The sequence below is a fragment of the Arthrobacter yangruifuii genome, from assembly GCF_009192775.1.
GTDB lineage: Bacteria > Actinomycetota > Actinomycetes > Actinomycetales > Micrococcaceae > Arthrobacter_B > Arthrobacter_B yangruifuii.
On sequence record NZ_VTFX01000003.1, the window covers coordinates 62,558 to 79,011 of the forward strand.

Genomic DNA, 16,454 nt, shown 5'->3' on the forward strand with positions numbered 1-16,454 from the left:
ATATTAGATAACCTTTCTGCGGGCCCAGCGGGCCACCGATTCAAGCGCGACGACCACAACAATGAGGCCGATGAGGATGCCTGCCGTCTGCTGGTAGTGCAGGGTGGCCACGGATTCGTCCAACAGGAAACCCACGCCGCCGGCACCAACAATTCCCAGCACAGCTGACTCGCGCAGGGCCAGGTCCGAGGTAAAGAGGCTGTTGCCAATGAAGCTCGGTACAAACTGCGGCCAGACCCCGCTGACGAATATCTGGACCCGGTTCGCTCCCGTCGCTTCAAGGGCCCTTATCGGTGCAGGGTCAACGTTTTGCAGGGAATCCGTGAAGAACTTGGATGCCAAAGCCGTGCAGGAGATTGTCAGAGCCAGGAAACCGGCGAACGGTCCAAGCCCCAAAGCGGCAACGAAAATCAGGGCGTAGACAATGTCGGGGATGCCCCGGACGAAAACCACCAGGCCACGCAACGTAAATGCCAGCGGGGCGAAGGTCACCAAATGCCGGGTGGACAGCACAGCGATGACCAGGCCGATCAGCACTCCGAAGAACGTGGCAGTGAACGCCATGATGACGCTTTCGAAGATCCCGAGGAGGATGTCCTGGGTGAATACCGGCGGGACAAAGCCGGCGAGCAGGGCGGTGGCGTTACCCCAGGCCTGTCCCAACCGGGCGGAATTTACGGAAAGCTGGCCCAGCGAGAATAGGAAGAGGCACGCGGCCGCCGCGCCTGCTCCCGTGCGCATCAGCCGTGACCGGTTCCATCCCGGCGTGGACGCCTCTTTGCCGGGGGCAAAGAGCCGGGATTCGGTGTGTTCATCCGCGTGCTCGGCCACCGCACGCTGAACGAGGTAGGCAATCAGTTCAAGGATCAGGAGGAGGACGACGATCGCCAGGATGATGCCCGCTGCTCTGCGGTAATTCAGGGATCCGATGGCAGTCTGCAGTGCAACACCAATACCTCCGGCCCCGACCAGCCCGAGTACGGCAGAGGCACGGACATTGATGTCCAGGCGGTAGATCACCAGCGACGCAGCGGCCGGCAGGGCCCGCGTCAGCGTAGTGGAAACAAAGTTCTGCATACGGTTCGCGCCGACGGCGGCAATTGCTTCATGCGGAGCCGGGACTTGTTCTTCAAAGACATCCGACATCATCTTTCCGATCATGCCGACGGAATGGAACGCAATGGCCAGTGCGCCGGCGAGCGGACCCAGACCGAAAATACGAACGAAGAGGATGGCAAAGATCAGTGACGGGACGGCTCTGGTGACGATAATGATGCCTTGGGCAAGCCAGCGGACTGCCCGAGGACCGGTGAAGTGCCGCGATGCCGCCGCTGCCAGGAAAACCGACGCGATTGCCGCCAGTCCCGTTCCTGCCAGAGCGATCCAGAGTGTTTCAAGTGTCAGGGTCAGGAGGGCCGGTACAGGGCCGGTGGTGGGAGGAACCATCCGTTGAAGCAGCCGGCCGATGTCGCCGAGTCCGGCGGCCACCGCAGCAGGGCGGATGTCGATCCACCAGATGCCGAAGACCGTCACAGCGAGGTAAGCCAGCGGAATGCCGAGCGTCGCAGCGCTTACGCGCGGCGGCCCGCCGGCGGCTGGCTTCGGTTCGCCGTTCCTCCCGCCGTCGAACTGCCGTTCCACCCCCGGCACTGCCCGACCGGCTTCATCGATACTGTCCGTGGAGGCACTCATGCAGTGCGGCCTTTCGCCTTTTCGTAAATGGCGCGGACAGCAGCCTCCGAGGTATCCGGGGTGGGGGTGTCGAGGATGAGCGAGCCGTCACGCACCGCCACCACCCGGTCTGAAACCTGCAGGGCGAGGTCAACCTGATGCAGGGAACAAATAACCGTAAACCCGTCCTCTGCACTGACTTTCTTCAGGGTGTTCAGGACCGAGAGACTGGCACTGGGGTCCAGCGACGCCACCGGCTCGTCGGCGAGGACAATGCGTGCATCCTGCATCAGTGTCCGCGCTATGGCTACCCGCTGCTGCTGTCCGCCCGAAAGCGTGTCACAGCGTTGGAACCTCTGATCGGCCAAGCCCACCCGTTCCAGGTTCGCTACTGCTTTCTCCCGCAGCGGCCGGGGATAGGTGGAAATCCCGTAGCGAGGCATCTTGAGTGATCCCAAAGTGCCCATCAGCACGTTCTCCATTGCGCTGAGGCGGCCCACCAGGCCAAATTGTTGAAAGACAAAGCCGACGCGGGTCCGCAGCTTCCGCAGGTTCTTCCGTCCGCACGTAGCGGGGTTCACCCCCAGAACGGTCACACTGCCGCCGGTTGGGCTGTGGCTGCCGTTGATCAGCCGGAGAAGCGTGGACTTGCCGGCGCCGGAGGGTCCGACGAGGGCAACGAACTGCCCCGGGCGCACATCCAGGTTTACTTCCCGGAGGACGGTCTTGGCCCCGAAGCTCATGCTTAGGTTCTCGAGAAGCAGACTGGGAGCGGTGTTGGTGTGGTTCGGGGACTGGGGAGCCACGGTGTGACGTCCTGACTCAGGCGTGGGCAGGGGCGCGGTCATTGTTTCTTCCTTACCGGCTATTCGTTTCGGCAGACTTCTGCCTGGGTGGTGTCGCAGATTTCACGGATGGTCGCGAAGTCATCATCCGTGGCAGGTTCAAAGGCGAAGGCGCCGGTTCCGCCCCACTCACACGCCATCTTGCCTGCATACTCCTCACCCCACGACGGCTGAGCCTCGCGTTGATCGTCCGGGCACAGACCCGCTTCGGCAGCGGTCACGGCATTGTATTTAAGTACCGCACTGGTGATCTTGGTGCGCAGGTCTTCGGGCAGCCAGTCGCCGATCACCATGGGAGTTCCCGGAATATCCGGAGAGGTCCACAGGGTCTCTACTTCACCGTCTTTAATGATTCCCCGGGCCGGAAGAATGTCAGTGATAAAGGTGCCGGCAACAAAGGCGACATCGCAGTCTCCGGCAAGCATCTGCGTCACGGCAACGTCATGAGAGCCAGCAAAAATCGGATTTATGTCGCTTTTCGGATCCAAGCCGATGCCGATCAATCCGGCCGCTGCCGCCAGGTAGCCGGTACTGGACGCGGGATCGGTAAAGCAGACGTTCCTGCCTTTGACGTCCTCGAGCGTCTTGATGTCAGAGCCGGCAGCAACGACGCCGAGCGATTGGACCGCGCCGGATCCGGCTGCCGGAGTCCGCTGGTCCATGGCCACCGGCGTGACGTCCGCGACATTCTGGGCAAGGTAGTAGGAGAAGGCTCCATAGGTGGCCACGTCCACGCGTTTGGCTGCCTGCGCTTCGATAACCCCGGCATTGCTGCTCACTGCCTCGATGCTGGTGGGGAGTCCGGTTTCCTTTTCGATCGCTGCAACGATGGGTTTGAAGCTGTTCTCAAGTTCCTTGCTGTCATCCGTAGGTACAACCGCGAAAACGAGGGACTGCGGTGCGTCGCCTGATGCACCATCGGAGTTGTTGCTGTTGTCGGCGGGCCTGGCATTCGGGCTGGTTCCGCAGGCACTGAGTAGGAGGCTGGCGGCGGCTAGGGCTGCGAAGGCCTTGGTTTTCTGGTTCATAGTCGGCTCTGACTCCTCTGATTGCGTGTGGATGTTCCGCCCGTGCCTGGCCGACGTTGCCCAAAGACAGGGGGAGTAAGCAACACTTAATTGATCGAACGCTTACAAATGTGTGGCCTATGGATCTGCGACTCTTCGAAACAGGGAATAGTGGTGTGCGTCACAGTCGACCAAGCATTGTTGACTTTGTCAATGGATGGGCGCCGGATTACCGTGGACGGCCAGGCCCGTCAGGCCTAGCCTTCCCGGCTATGACTGAACATGAGATGACCCGGAAGATCGAGCCTCCGCTGGCGGGCAGCGAAATAGAAACCCTGCTGGGATCCCTGGACCGGCAGCGCGCCACCTTTGCCTGGAAAACGGGCGGCCTTGACGCCGAAGCCCTCACCGCCACCGTCGGCGCCTCAGCCATTACCCTCGGCGGCCTGCTCAAACATCTGGCGGGTGTGGAAGATACCTACTTCGCCTGGCGGCTGAGGAGCCAGGACCCGGGCGAGCCGTGGAACGCCGTGGACTGGGCCAATGATCCGGACTGGGACTGGCGCACCGCGGCAGATGACCATCCGGAGGACCTCTATGCCCTGTGGGGTGACGCCGTCGGACGCTCCCGGAAACGTCTTGCCGCTGCGCTTGACGACGGCGGACTCGACCAGCTGCTGCCGGCCGTCGACGGCCAGGTGGGCAGCCTGCGCCGCATGCTGGCTGACCTGATCGAGGAATACGCCCGGCATACCGGACATGCCGATCTGATCCGTGAATCCGTGGACGGGCTGGTGGGGGAGGATCCTCCGGCGGACGTCTCCTGGCCCGCTCCGGCGGCCGGCGCCGCCGCCTATCCGGCACCCGCGGCAGGCGCGTAGCCTGGCCCGACGGGTTCCGGCTCAGCCTCCACCATCTCAACGCGCTGGCTATCGCTCACTGCCGACAGCTGGGCGGCCGTTACATCAGCGTGTCGGACTGGCCTGCCACTGCGACATTATTCGTAAAATGAAGTTTATTCGGTAAATAAACTTCCAATGACGAAAAACATGTGTAGGCTGGCAGCATGTTCACCGCATACGCCACCGTCCCGCAGGGATACACCGTCCATTCGGCCGCTACGCCGATGTCCTTCCCTGCCGGGGAGGCCCACCTCCAGGTCGCAGGCAGTCCGCAGGAAATCCCGCTCTACCTCTACCTCACCGGTGCTGATGCCAACGAGTACATGAGCGCCGCCATGTGGATCGACTACGCCCACCAGGGCGGCCACAAGGTCCGGGCCCTCATCCCGTACCTGCCCGGAGCCCGCCAGGACCGCGGCGTCCCCTTCGGTGCCAAGGTCTACGCCAACCTCATCAACGCCATGAACGCCGACGAGGTGGTCTGCTTCGACCCGCACTCGCCCGTCATGCCGGCCCTGGTGCGCAACCTGCGCATCGTGGATTCCTCCGCCGTGATCGCCCAGGTCCTGCGGAACAAGGCGGGGGCGTATGCAGGTGTCATCTGCCCGGATGCCGGGGCGAAGGAACGCACCGCCCGAACCGCCGCAGCCCTGGGACTGCCGCTCTACTCCGCCGAGAAGCACCGCGACTTCGCCACCGGCAGGCTCTCCGGTTTCACCTGCGAGGAGCTGCCCGCCGAAGGCCGCTTCCTGGTGGTTGACGACATCTGCGACGGCGGCGGAACCTTCATGGGCCTGGCCGCCGCCACCGGACTCGGGCCGGACCGCCTGGACCTGTGGGTCAGCCACGGCGTCTTCTCCGGCAAGGCATCCCAGCTGAGGCAGGCGTACGGCTCCATCTACACCACCGATTCACATCCCGGCGCCGCCAACCCGGACGTCGCCGCTTCCATCACGCCCCTGATTTCCCACCTCATCTGATTCCGTCTCAAGCCAAGGACGCCGCCATGACCACCACAGCACCCGCCGCCGCACTGACCACTGCCAGCATCACCGCCGCCCTCTTCCAGACGGACGCGTACAAGCTTGGCCACATCCACATGTACCCGCAGGGCACCACGAAGGTCCTCTCCAACTTCACCAACCGCGGCTCCCGCATCGAGGGCGTGGACCACGTGGTGCACTTCGGGCTGCAGGCCTTCCTGCAGAAATTCTGCATCGAGGCGTTCGCTCCGTTCTTCGCCGCCGACGAAGACGACGCCGTCGCCGAATACCAGGCCGGCCTCAATGACATCCTCGGTCCGAATACCGTGGGCACCGGCCACATCCGGGCCCTGCACCGCCGCGGCTACCTGCCGCTGATCTTCCGCGCCGTTCCCGAAGGAACCCGGGTACCCCTGCAGGTCCCGTCCGTCACCGTCGAGTCCACCGAACCGGAGTTCTTCTGGCTGGTCAACTACATCGAGACGGCGTTGAGTGCATCCATCTGGCAGCCCTCCACCGCAGCGACGATTGCCGACAAGTACCGGGGCATTCTCGATGCTGCAGCCGAAAAGACCGGCACGGACGCCGCGTTCGTGGACTGGCAGCTCCACGACTTCTCCTTCCGCGGCATGCCCGGCGTCGAGGCTGCTGCCGCCTCCGGCGCCGGCCACCTGCTCTCCTTCAAGGGGTCGGACTCCCTCGCCTCGGCAGACTTCATCCGCCGCTACTACAACTCCTCCTTCGGCGTCGACAACGGCCAGATCCTCGGCTCCATCCCCGCCAGCGAGCATGCGGTCATGTGTGCCGGCGGCCAGGACGGAGAAGCCGGGACCTTCCGCCACATTCTGGAGGTCAATCCCAGCGGCAACATCTCGCTGGTTTCCGACGGCTACGATCTGTGGCACGTGCTGCAGAACATCCTGCCCGGCCTCAAGGACATCATCACGTGCCGTGACGGCAACGTCGTCATCCGTCCCGACTCCGGGGATCCGGCCGACATTGTCTGCGGAACCTCCACCCGGCCCGGCGCCGCCGTCCCTGACGCGGTGCCGGCCATGACCAGCGACCCTGCCTTCTTCGGCGTGGTCGCCATCCTCGACGCAGAGTTCGGTTCCGCCCGCAACCAGGCCGGCTATAAGGTCCTGAACAACGTGCGCGTGATGTACGGGGACTCAATCACTCCGGAACGCGCCGCCGACATCACCGCCCGGTTGGAGACGGCGGGCTATGCAGCCGAGAACGTAGTGCTGGGTGCCGGGTCATTCACCTACCAGTACGTCACCAGGGACACGTTCTCCTCCGCCGTCAAGGTCACCTACATCGAGGTCAACGGCGAAGGACGCAACGTCTTCAAGGATCCGATCACGGCCAAGGGCTTCGGTTCCAAGCGTTCAGCCACCGGCCGGCTGGCGGTCACACGGAACGACGACGGCGGGCTGGCACTCATCGAGAAGGCCACCCCCGAGCAGGAAGAAGCATCCCTGCTGCAGCCGGTCTGGGCCAACGGCGGCTTCCTCCGCAGGCAGTCCTTCGCTGACGTCCGTGCGGTGCTCGGTAACATCGCTTCATGAGCACAGAACACCAACAGCCCCTCGTCTCCATTGATACCGTCCCCTTCATGGTGAGGGACGGGCGGCTGTACCTGGTCACCGCGGAACGGGCCAACGAGCCCTTTGCCGGCGCGCAGGCGCTCCCCGGTGTCCTGCTGCTGCCCTCCGAACGGCTGGCCGAGGCTGCATTGCGGGCATTGACGGTCAAAACCGGGGTGGGGCGGGAGCAGGTGGAACACATCGGCACGGCGGGCGTCTACGACAATCCGGACCGGGATCCGCGCGGGCCCACCATCTCGATTGTCCACACCGCCGTTCTGCATCCGGACGCCGGGCTGGATGAGGCAACGGTCCAAGTTGTTCCGGCGGAGCAGGTCTCCGGACTGCCGTTTGACCATGACACCATTCTCCGCCGCACCGCCGGCACCGCGCTGGACGCCCTCTGGGTGGACCAGCCATTGACCCGGGCGCTGCTGGGACAGCGCTTCACCACCGCCCAGGCTGCCCGCCTCATCCGGAGCCTGGCGGCCGCGGCAGGCCGCAGCGAACCGGACTCGTCCAATCTGGGACGGATGCTGGCGCGCAGCCCGGCTCTGACAAAGTCAGGCGAGGCAGTGGCTGCGGGGCGAGGCCGTCCCGCAGCGGGATGGTCCTGGAATCAGCAGTCCCGGCGTGATCTTTATTCCTTGCCGTAATTGCGGTTAGGATGCTTTCGCAATCATTTTCCGCAGCGGGCAACTCCAATGAAGGCCGGGTCTGAGCATGTTTTTGGGACAAATTCCAACGAGATATCTGGGCTTCGACGGAGGCGAGGTCAACTGGATAATCCTCTTGGTGATGATTGTGGTGATCGTGTTTATTTCCGTCGTGGCAAAGAGACCGAAGACAAAGGCGGTATCCGCCAAGCAAAGCGGATTACCGCTCACCGCCGAGGACGTCACCGCTAAACTGTTTCAGCCCACCAGCTTCCGGGAGGGTTATGACCAGAGGCAGGTGGATGAACTCCTTGAGCAGACGGTCCGGGAATTCCAGCGGCTCGACAGTGAACGCCTGGAGCTTCAGCAGGCCATTCCCCTGGGCAGGCTCGTTTCCCATACCGCTCCGGTTCTCACACCGGAGCAGGTGCTGAATTCGAGTTTCAGCCCAACGAAATTCCGCAACGGCTATTCGCAGGACGAGGTGGACGACTTCCTGACCGAGGTTGCCGCAGGTCTCCGTCAGCGGATGGACGAAAACGAGCGGCTTCGGCTGCAGGCGTCCGGAGGGACAACGCAGTACGGCACCGGGGCAACATCGAATTAGCGCAGATGCAGCCGGTAGCCTAAGGCGCCGACAGCATTTCCCACAGCTTCAGGGTGGTCTTCCAGCTGCGGATCGTCATGGACTTGTACAGCGGCGAGGCGGTAATGGCACTCAGCCGGCTCCTGGTGCGTTCGGCGCTGAGCCGCTGCGAGTAGATCACGCCGTCTCCCGCCCAGATCCGGTCCACCCCTTCCCTCGGCCGGAAGACCTGCAGGGCAGTTTCAGCCTCAATGCCCATGAGGAAGATGGCGTCACAGTGGTACAGCTCCGGCTGCTCACCGAAATCTGCGGGCCGGTGCGCGACGACGGATTCCAGCTGCGCCCGGCCGAGCACCAGGACTTTGACGAGTTCGTCATCAAGGTCGAAATGCCGGCTCAGGGCAGCTTCGATGGAACTGCCGATCGTGGCGGCATCAGCATCGGATGCCAGGAAGACATTGCCGCTGGCGATATAGGTGGAGACCTGCTGATATCCCAGGTCCTCCAGATGTCCCCTCAACGCCTGCATGGGGACCTTGTTCCGCCCGCCGACGTTGATGCCGCGGAGGAGGGCGAGGCGAAGCCCGGCATCCCCGTCCGGACTGCCCGTCACTGCACCGTCATGCGGCGGCAGATTTCCCGGACGGTGCCTGCCGGATCAACGTTGTGGTCATGGGACTCCGGCACCGTCACCAGGACCGCGTGCGGCATAAGCCGGGCCAGCTTCTCGGTGGCGTTCATAATCACCGGGTAGGTGGTGGCCCCCCGCAGGATGGTGACGGGCACCGGAACCTCCGCCATAGCCGGCGTCGGAGTCGACACGGCCTGTGACAGCAGGGCGTCGTAGACGGTGGACTGGGCCAGCGGGAGGAGGGACGCGAAAGAGGCACTGGTTCGGATCTGGTCGATCATCGGTTCGGGCAGGCCGACGGCTTCGCGCTGGAAGGTGGTGACGGCCTCGTCCGGGTGTTCGGCGTCGACGAGGGACTGGAGCCGGTCCGGAAGATCCGCTGACGGTTCCCCCTCCCCGAACAGGAAAGGAGGTTCGGAAAGGAACAGGTGGTTGATCGGTGCCCCTTCTGCTGCGGCCAGCAGGGCGAGCATGGCACCGGAAGAGTGCCCGATGACCGCCGCGTCGCCGCCCACGGCATGGATAACCGCCGTGAGGTCCTCCACCTCCCGCTGCGGGGAGTAGGGCGAGGTGTCCATGCTTTCCCCGCGGGCACGGCGGTCCACGGTCACCGCCTGGAAGCCGGCGGCCCCCAGTGCCTCCGCCAGGGGCGCGCCGTCGTCGGCGGTTGAAAAAGCGCCGCCGACGACGATCACCGGAATGCCGTGGCCCGTCTGGTCGAACGCGATACGGGTGCCGTCTGCCGAGGATGCGTACAACATGTCCCAGATTCGATCACACCGCCGGCGCCCCGACAATCGGTTGATCCGCCTCAGCTCCTTCGGCGCGGAACTTTTCCCCGCCCGCTACGCCGTGCGGCTGCGCTGGCCGGTATCGACGGCGGCCACGGCACCACCGTCAACCAGCAGGTCCGCGCCGGTGACGAAGCTGGCATCCTGGCTAAGCAGGAAGGCCGTGGCATTGGCGATATCGAAGGCGGTGCCGAGGCGCTTGGTGCCGGACGCCTCGATCATGGCCCGCATTTGCGAGCCGGATTCGCCGGCGAGTTCCTGCTGGCCCATCGGGGTGGAAATGACGCCGGGGCTGATGCTGTTCACGCGTGCCCCGCGGGCACCCCAACGCAGGCTGGCGGTCTGGACGCGGACCTGGTTGGCGCGCTTGGCCACGCTGTAGGCGTGTCCGGGGTGGTCGATGCCGGCAACAAACGGGATCAGCAGCAGATCGTCCGCGGGAACGGTGGCCAGGCTCGCCAGCACGTCGGCGGGCATCTGGCCGCCGGCCATGTAGGCGGACATGCTGGAAATGACGACGCCGGCACCGCCCGGGGCGATGACCTTCTCGAACTCCTCCAGCACCACGGCCACGCCGAAGAGGTCCACCTTCCAGATGGCCTCCACCGGTGCCTGGACAGGGGAGAGCCCCGCGGTATGTACGACGCCGGTGACGGCCCCCAGCTCACGGGCGGTTGCGGCCAGAGCGGCCACCGACTGCCGCGAGGAGACGTCCACCTGCTGGGAGACGACGTCGAATCCCTCGCCCAGTGCGGCGGCGACCGTACTCTCCAGGAGGGCTTCGTTGAAATCGGCCACCAGGACCTTGCGTCCCGCGCCGGACCGGCGCAGAACGGCCTGCCCCATGCCGCCCATGCCGATGATTACCAGAACTTCAGAGGACATAACGCTCCCATGTCAGAAGTGTCCGGCGGGGTATCCGCCGGACGTATGTTCCCGAGACTAGCGGGTTCGAAGGCCCTGGGGCGGCAGGCGCCGAACCGATTTCAGGGCCCGGAGCATTACGGCTATGCGCGGGATGCGTTCACGGTGTATTGAATACCCATGGAGAGAAACCGCCGTTCACACCGGCATCATCCCGCCGTCGACGCCGCCGTCGGTTCCGCCGTCGACGCCGTCGACGCCGCCGGCCGGATACCCCCACTGTGGGCGGACCTTGCCCCGTTGCTGGCGCCGGGCACCGCGCCGGTGCCGCGGACCGGACCCCGCTGGTGGTGGGCGGGTGCCCTGGACGTGGAGGCGTTGGCCCTCGGCTCCCTGCAGGCCCTCGCCGGCGCGCTCGCGGCCGCTACCGCCGGTGCGGGCAAACGCCGGGACATCACCCTGGCGTCGCCCGGCGCGGCAGCGTCCTTTGCCTCCTATGCGCATCTGCGGGTGAACGGGAAGGCCGTCGGTGGATTCGCCCCGCTCTCGGGGTTCCGCCGGACCGGCGACGGGTGGGTCAGGCTGCACGCCAACTACCCGCACCACGAACGTGCGCTGCTTTCGGCGCTGGAGGTTGCGTCACCGGACGGGGTTGAGGCCGCGCTGCAGCGGCTGTCCTCGCGGGAAGCGGAGGGACGGATCACGGCGGCCGGGGGAGTGGCCGCCGCCGTCCGGACTCCGGAGGAATGGGCTGAGTCCCCGGCGGGACGGGCGCTGCAGGGGGAACCGTGGATCCGGGTGGACAGCGCAGCGGCAGCGGATCCGCAGCGAACGGTTGCGGCGTCCCTGTACGGCGGAAACGGCGCGGTGCTGGACGGCCTGCGTGTCCTGGACCTGACCCGGGTGATCGCCGGTCCGTCCGGCAGCCGGATCCTGGGTGCGCTGGGGGCCGATGTGCTGCGGATTGACCCGCCGGGCATGCCGGAGCTGGAGGAACAGTATCTGGACACCGGCTTCTCCAAGCGCAGCGCCGAGGCCGACTTCACCGATCCCGCCACCTACCGGCGGGTCCGCGGGCTCCTTGCCGCGGCCGACGTCGTGCTGCTGGGGTACCGGGGCGGCTCCCTGGCCCGGTGGGGATTGGATCCGGACGCACTGCGGGCGGATTACCCGGACGTGGGCGTCGTCAGCTTCGATGCCTGGGGTGATGCCGGGCCGTGGGCCGGACGGCGGGGTTTCGACAGCATTGTCCAGGCAGCCAGCGGCATCGCATACACGTACGGCAGCGGAGACTCAGAGTCGTGGCGCCCCGGTGCCCTGCCGGTCCAGGCACTGGACTATGCCACGGGCATCGGTGTGGCGGCCGCAGCTATGGCGCTTCTGGCTGCCCGGAACCGGGGAATCAGCGGATGGGCGCACCTGTCCCTGGCCCGCACCGCGCTGGAGCTGATGCGGTGTCCGGTGCCGCCTCCCTACGCGGAGCGGACCGAGCTGGTCCCGGAACTGCGGGCCTGCTCCAGTGCCTACGGGGAGCTGACGTACGTGCCGCCGCCGCTGCTCGTGGACGGTGAGCAGCTGGATTACGGCTGGCCGCCGCCGCGCTACTGCAGCTCGCTGCTCGAATGGTGACGTTGGTGCCGGCGTTGCCCTGAGGATCAGGCGGCAGGAAAACAGAGCCCGGGCCTCCGTCAGGGAAGCCTGCCGGGCCGCAGCAGTGAGGGGACGGCCGCCCGGGACGGATCCAGCGGCACGGGGCTGATGAGCACCGCCGGTCCGCGGTGAAGCGTCCCGCTGCTCAACGGCCGGCAGCGCAGCCCGCCGCGGCCCCGCATCGCCTGGTGCGCCCCGGGTGCCAGGACCGTATCCATCCAGGCGCAGGGATGGGCCTGCCTGCCGCCGTGGAACTCCACCCGGGCGTCCGCGGATTCGAGCACGAAATCCCGGCCCAGCAGCGGTGGGAGTTCCGCCCCGCGCAGGATCACGTTGCGGCGGGTCAGCAGCGGATCAAACCTGCCCGTCCCGAGCTCCGCGGCGATGGCCTCCAGGGACTCGACGGCGAACAGTGTGACGGCAGCGTCCATGTGGGCCGCCTTGCCGAAAAACCGGTCCCCGGAAATGCCCTTGCCGGCCACTACCTGCGCCTGATCGGCATCGGTGGTGGCGACGTCGGCCGGCCCGTCCTTGGCGCGGCCGAAGTAAGCGTGCGCCGGTGACACGAGCAGGTGGAGGATCTCGACGTCGTACGCATAAGCCATGCCTCCACGCTATCGGCTTCCTTTCCGGCTCGGGCGCGTGGCCGGGCGTGCCGGTGCCGGCCGCAGCGTGCCGCACATGCGAGGATGGCGCCAACCACGGCGCGGACCGGTGCCGCGGAACGGGCTGGCAGGGGGAACCATGCGGTACCTGTACCTGAAAACGTGTGCGGGCATGGCCGCCCTGCTCTGCGCCTGCCTGGTGGTGTCGCTGGCCGTTTTGGCGCACCTGTCCGCTGAGCCGCAGGCAGCCGACGCGGCAGTTGCCGCAGTCTCTGAGCCGCCGGACAGTCTTACCCACGTGGTCAATAAGACCCGTCCCCTCGCCGCGGACTATGTGCCGCAGGACCTGGTGGATGCGGGCGGGCTGCTGCTGCGGTCCGAGGCGGCTGAGGCCTATGTCCGGATGGTGGCTGACGCCGCGGCCGAGGACGTTCGCATAGCCCCGGTCAGCGGCTACCGGTCACGGGAGGAACAGGCCCGGCTGCACGCCTCCTACACCGAGCAGTACGGGCAGGAGGGAGCCGATTCGCTCTCCGCGCGGCCCGGGTACAGCGAGCATGAAACCGGGCTGGCCGTGGACATTGGAAATCCGGACGGAGCGTGTGCGTTGGAAACCTGCTTTGACGGAACCGCCGCCGGTATCTGGGCGGCGGCAAACGCCCACCGCTACGGTTACCTCATCCGCTATCCGGCCGGAGCCGAACACCTCACCGGGTACGCCTACGAGCCCTGGCACCTGCGTTATGTGGGGCCCGGGACCGCCGCTGAAATCGTCACTTCCGGAGTAACGCTGGAGGAGTTTCTCGGTCTTCCCGCAGCTCCCGGTTATTGAGCCGGAGGGGGGCGGCTGCGGTGCTAGTCCCGCGGCGGCTTCTGCCGCTGCTGTTTTGTTGCCGAGCGCTGTTTCTTGGCATCAAGGCGCCGGTAGGTTGAGCCCCGCGTGGGTTTGGTCCTGCGGCGCCGGGCCGGGCCGGGGGCGAGTCCCTCGGACACGAGGGCGGCGAGTTTGGCCAGGGCAATCTCGCGGTTGCGCAGCTGGGAGCGCTGCTCGGACGCGGTCACGGTGAGGACTCCGGCGATCAGCCGGTGTTTGAGGCGATGCAGCAGCATCAGGCGCTGCTGTTCCGAAAGCACCGACGACCCGGCGACATTCCAGGACACGGCCGCACGGCTGTCCGAGGTGTTGACATGCTGGCCGCCCGGACCGGAGGACCGGGAGAACCGCCACTCAAGCTCCGCGGCGGGAATCGTCAGTGCAGGTGATACCACTAGATCCATAGGTCCAGCCTCCCATGAACGCGGCAGGACGGGCCCGCCCCGGGATTGCCCTGGAAGAGTTCCGGCGGGGTCAGCGCGCCTTCACCACCGGCAGCTCGCTCCACTCGGTGGTGTACCGCGGCGAGGCATACTTCCGTGACATGGTCCATTCCGGCGTGGCCGTCGACATGCCGGCCAGCCCCAGACCGATGCTGGCCGCCCCGTATTTGTCCGTGACCTTCCCCAGCAGCTCGCCCAGGTTCCGCCGCTCCTGCGCGGAGACGAATTCCTCGAACAACGGCTGGGCATCGGCGGACTCCAGCCCGCTAAGCATCACCCCGGCCTTGGTGTACGGCACGCCCTCGATCACCTGGGACTCCATGGCGCCGACGGCGGCCCGGCTCAGGACCACGGGATCCGACGTCGGGGCGGCCAGCCGGACGGTGGCCGAGGGGAACGACGTCGCGCGCCCGCTGAAGTGCGACGTTCCCGCATAGGCGGTGAGGATGCTGGCCTGCTGTCCCTCGCGCTCCAGCCGGGCCGCGGCCTGCTGGGCGTAGATGCTCATCACCTGGCGCATCTCGGCACCGGTGGTGACCGGCGTCGAGAAACTCCGGGAGAAGATCAGCTGCTTGCGGTCCGCCCGCTCGTCCTCGTGCGGGATGCAGGCGGTGCCGTTCAATTCCAGGACGGTGCGCTGCAGCGTGACCGAGAATTTCCGCCGGATCACGGCCGGATCAGCGGCACGCAGGTCCGCGACAGTGGAGATTCCCATCGCCTCCAGCCTGGTTCCCAGCCGGGACCCCACGCCCCACAGCCCGGTGACCGGGACCCGGGACATAATCGCCTCCACGGCGGCCGGGCCCATGGTCTCCAGGTTGCAGACGCCCTGCAGGTGCCGGTTCTGCTTGGCGATCCGGTTGGCGAACTTTGCCAGGGTTTTGGTGGTGCCGATGCCCACGCAGACCGGAAGGCCGGTGTGCCGGGCGACGGCGGTGCGGATGGTGGAGCCTTGCGCCTCCAGTTCCCGCGGCGTGCCGGCGAGGCCCAGGAAGGACTCGTCGATGGAGTAGACCTCCTGCCACAGCGCATAGCGGCCCAGCAGTTCCATCACGCGGGAGCTGAGATCCCCGTAGAGCTCGTAGTTGCTCGAGCGCTGGATCAGGCCCACGCGCGGCGCGGATTCGGCGAGCTTGAACCAGGGCGTACCGGTCTTGATGCCCAGCGCCTTCGCCTCGTCCGAGCGGGCCACCACGCAGCCGTCGTTGTTGGACAACACCACCACCGGAACGCCGGCCAGTTTCGGATCGAAGGCGCGCTCGCAGGACACATAGAAGCTGTTCACGTCCACCAGCGCAATCCGCTGGGCGGCGTTCGGTGACGCAGCCGGCTCAGACATGGTGCAGGCAGCGGGTCACAACGCCCCACACGGACAGCTCCGACGGTTCCGCCACGCGGATGTCCGGATAGCCCGGGCTTTCCGCCCGCAGCACAACCCGCTGTCCGTCCAGCAGCAGCCGGCGGACTGTGAGTTCCCCGTCCACCACGGCGACGACGACGCCGCCGTCCTGAGGGGTGAGCGACCGGTCCACAATCAGCTCGTCACCGTTGCAGATGCCGGTGCCGGCCATGGAATCGCCCTCCACCCGCACCACGTAGGTGGAGGTGGGGTCCCGGATCAGGTGCCGGTTGAGGTCGATCCGGCCGTCAAAATAGTCCCGGGCCGGGCTGGGGAAGCCGGCGGCAGTTGCGGCATCGGTCTCCGCCGGCGGCGCGGGGCGGCGCGAACGGTCCGCTGAGAACACCGCCATCCAAGGCCTCCCTGGGGGATATGACTAGAACATACTTTCGAATCATAGCCTAGCACCGGGAAGCGGCCCAGGAGGGCGGCGCGGCAGGAAACGTGCGGCTACTTGAGCGGAACCCCGTAGGCGTCCGTACGGAAGGTCCGGGCGTTGGCGAGGATCATCACGCCTTCCACGAACCCCCAGACGGCACCCATGCCGGTGAAGCAGGTGAGGACAACCTGGGCAATCCCGATGCCGGTGTGGCCCAGATAGAACCGGTGGACGCCAAAGCCGCCGAGGAAGATCCCCAGCAGTCCGGCGACAACGCGCGACTTCTGCTCCGGCCGCCGCTGGCCGTAGGCCCCGAACTGCTGGTGTGCATAGCCGGGCGCCTGCGGCGCGCCTGTCGGATACCCCTGGACCGGCTGGTTCGGGTACCCCTGGCCGGGATCCGGGTAGCCCTGTCCCGGGGAGGGGCGGCCCTGGTATCCGGGCGTAGGAGCCTGCTGGGCTGCCGGCGGGGCTGGTTCCGGTTTCTTCGGATAGGCGTATTGCCCGTCCCAGTCCTCGTGCTTCTCTGGCCGCCTGTTATCGCGGCTGTCTCCGGGGAAAGGCCCGTTTCCTGACATG

The 16,454-nt window shown here is 66.3% G+C and carries 18 protein-coding genes; 7 read left to right on the top strand and 11 right to left on the bottom strand.

Features of this window, described 5'->3' with window-relative positions:
* Window positions 1-3 precede the first annotated feature (3 nt).
* From GD627_RS06945 to GD627_RS06955, 3 genes are read right to left on the bottom strand one after another with little or no spacing between them, the layout of a single operon-like run.
* Entirely contained in the window at window positions 4-1,692 is a 1,689-nt protein-coding gene (locus GD627_RS06945; protein ID WP_152271914.1) for a PhnE/PtxC family ABC transporter permease, read from the bottom strand.
* Window positions 1,689-2,519: a phosphonate ABC transporter ATP-binding protein gene (gene phnC / locus GD627_RS06950; RefSeq protein WP_152271915.1), complete on the bottom strand. Its 831-nt coding sequence runs from the start codon at window positions 2,517-2,519 to the stop codon at window positions 1,689-1,691. Before phnC ends, GD627_RS06945 begins: the two co-directional genes overlap by 4 nt.
* Window positions 2,520-2,536: 17 nt before the next feature.
* The gene (locus tag GD627_RS06955; RefSeq protein ID WP_152271916.1) at window positions 2,537-3,544 is read right to left on the bottom strand and encodes a phosphate/phosphite/phosphonate ABC transporter substrate-binding protein; all 1,008 of its coding nucleotides are present in this window, start codon (window positions 3,542-3,544) and stop codon (window positions 2,537-2,539) included.
* A gap of 251 nt (window positions 3,545-3,795) precedes the next feature.
* Between GD627_RS06955 and GD627_RS06960 the strand changes: the two genes are divergently transcribed.
* The 5 genes from GD627_RS06960 to GD627_RS17025 all read left to right on the top strand — a co-directional run bounded on the left by GD627_RS06960 (window position 3,796) and on the right by GD627_RS17025 (window position 8,260).
* A complete protein-coding gene (locus GD627_RS06960) occupies window positions 3,796-4,404 on the top strand; it encodes a mycothiol transferase (RefSeq protein ID WP_152271917.1) in 609 nt (202 codons plus the stop codon).
* 185 nt (window positions 4,405-4,589) lie between these two features.
* The gene (locus tag GD627_RS06965; RefSeq protein ID WP_152271918.1) at window positions 4,590-5,405 is read left to right on the top strand and encodes a ribose-phosphate diphosphokinase; all 816 of its coding nucleotides are present in this window, start codon (window positions 4,590-4,592) and stop codon (window positions 5,403-5,405) included.
* Window positions 5,406-5,431: 26 nt separating this feature from the next.
* Window positions 5,432-6,979: a nicotinate phosphoribosyltransferase gene (locus tag GD627_RS06970; RefSeq protein ID WP_152271919.1), complete on the top strand. Its 1,548-nt coding sequence runs from the start codon at window positions 5,432-5,434 to the stop codon at window positions 6,977-6,979.
* Window positions 6,976-7,653, top strand: a complete 678-nt coding sequence (locus tag GD627_RS06975) for an NUDIX domain-containing protein (RefSeq protein ID WP_152271920.1) — start codon at window positions 6,976-6,978, stop codon at window positions 7,651-7,653. The genes GD627_RS06970 and GD627_RS06975 overlap by 4 nt, the downstream gene beginning before the upstream one ends.
* Window positions 7,654-7,720: 67 nt before the next feature.
* A complete protein-coding gene (locus tag GD627_RS17025) occupies window positions 7,721-8,260 on the top strand; it encodes a DivIVA domain-containing protein (protein WP_152271921.1) in 540 nt (179 codons plus the stop codon).
* A 19-nt stretch (window positions 8,261-8,279) separates the two neighbouring features.
* Here the strand turns inward: GD627_RS17025 and GD627_RS06985 are convergent, their stop codons facing one another.
* From GD627_RS06985 to GD627_RS06995, 3 genes are all read right to left on the bottom strand, one after another.
* On the bottom strand, window positions 8,280-8,852 hold the full coding sequence (locus tag GD627_RS06985; RefSeq protein ID WP_152271922.1) for a DUF1697 domain-containing protein: 573 nt from the start codon (window positions 8,850-8,852) through the stop codon (window positions 8,280-8,282).
* Complete coding sequence (locus GD627_RS06990) at window positions 8,849-9,631, bottom strand: alpha/beta fold hydrolase (RefSeq protein WP_152271923.1); 783 nt, start codon at window positions 9,629-9,631, stop codon at window positions 8,849-8,851. The genes GD627_RS06985 and GD627_RS06990 overlap by 4 nt, the downstream gene beginning before the upstream one ends.
* Before the next feature lie 84 nt (window positions 9,632-9,715).
* Window positions 9,716-10,546, bottom strand: coding sequence for an SDR family oxidoreductase (locus GD627_RS06995; RefSeq protein WP_152271924.1), 831 nt, complete (start codon window positions 10,544-10,546; stop codon window positions 9,716-9,718).
* 159 nt (window positions 10,547-10,705) lie between these two features.
* On the opposite strand from GD627_RS06995, the gene GD627_RS07000 reads away from it, so the two are divergent.
* Window positions 10,706-12,154, top strand: a complete 1,449-nt coding sequence (locus GD627_RS07000) for a CoA transferase (protein ID WP_152271925.1) — start codon at window positions 10,706-10,708, stop codon at window positions 12,152-12,154.
* 59 nt (window positions 12,155-12,213) lie between these two features.
* On the opposite strand, the gene GD627_RS07005 is transcribed toward GD627_RS07000, so the two are convergent.
* Window positions 12,214-12,780: an MOSC domain-containing protein gene (locus GD627_RS07005; protein WP_152271926.1), complete on the bottom strand. Its 567-nt coding sequence runs from the start codon at window positions 12,778-12,780 to the stop codon at window positions 12,214-12,216.
* A 139-nt stretch (window positions 12,781-12,919) separates the two neighbouring features.
* Between GD627_RS07005 and GD627_RS07010 the strand changes: the two genes are divergently transcribed.
* Window positions 12,920-13,612: a M15 family metallopeptidase gene (locus tag GD627_RS07010; RefSeq protein ID WP_246165377.1), complete on the top strand. Its 693-nt coding sequence runs from the start codon at window positions 12,920-12,922 to the stop codon at window positions 13,610-13,612.
* A 23-nt stretch (window positions 13,613-13,635) separates the two neighbouring features.
* On the opposite strand, the gene arfB is transcribed toward GD627_RS07010, so the two are convergent.
* The 4 genes from arfB to GD627_RS07030 form a co-directional block, all read right to left on the bottom strand.
* Window positions 13,636-14,058, bottom strand: coding sequence for an alternative ribosome rescue aminoacyl-tRNA hydrolase ArfB (gene arfB, locus GD627_RS07015; RefSeq protein ID WP_146361781.1), 423 nt, complete (start codon window positions 14,056-14,058; stop codon window positions 13,636-13,638).
* A 70-nt stretch (window positions 14,059-14,128) separates the two neighbouring features.
* On the bottom strand, window positions 14,129-15,436 hold the full coding sequence (locus tag GD627_RS07020; protein WP_152271927.1) for a Y-family DNA polymerase: 1,308 nt from the start codon (window positions 15,434-15,436) through the stop codon (window positions 14,129-14,131).
* Complete coding sequence (locus GD627_RS07025; protein ID WP_152271928.1) at window positions 15,429-15,848, bottom strand: LexA family protein; 420 nt, start codon at window positions 15,846-15,848, stop codon at window positions 15,429-15,431. Before GD627_RS07025 ends, GD627_RS07020 begins: the two co-directional genes overlap by 8 nt.
* A gap of 98 nt (window positions 15,849-15,946) precedes the next feature.
* A complete protein-coding gene (locus GD627_RS07030) occupies window positions 15,947-16,453 on the bottom strand; it encodes a TM2 domain-containing protein (protein WP_152271929.1) in 507 nt (168 codons plus the stop codon).
* Window position 16,454 lies beyond the last annotated feature (1 nt).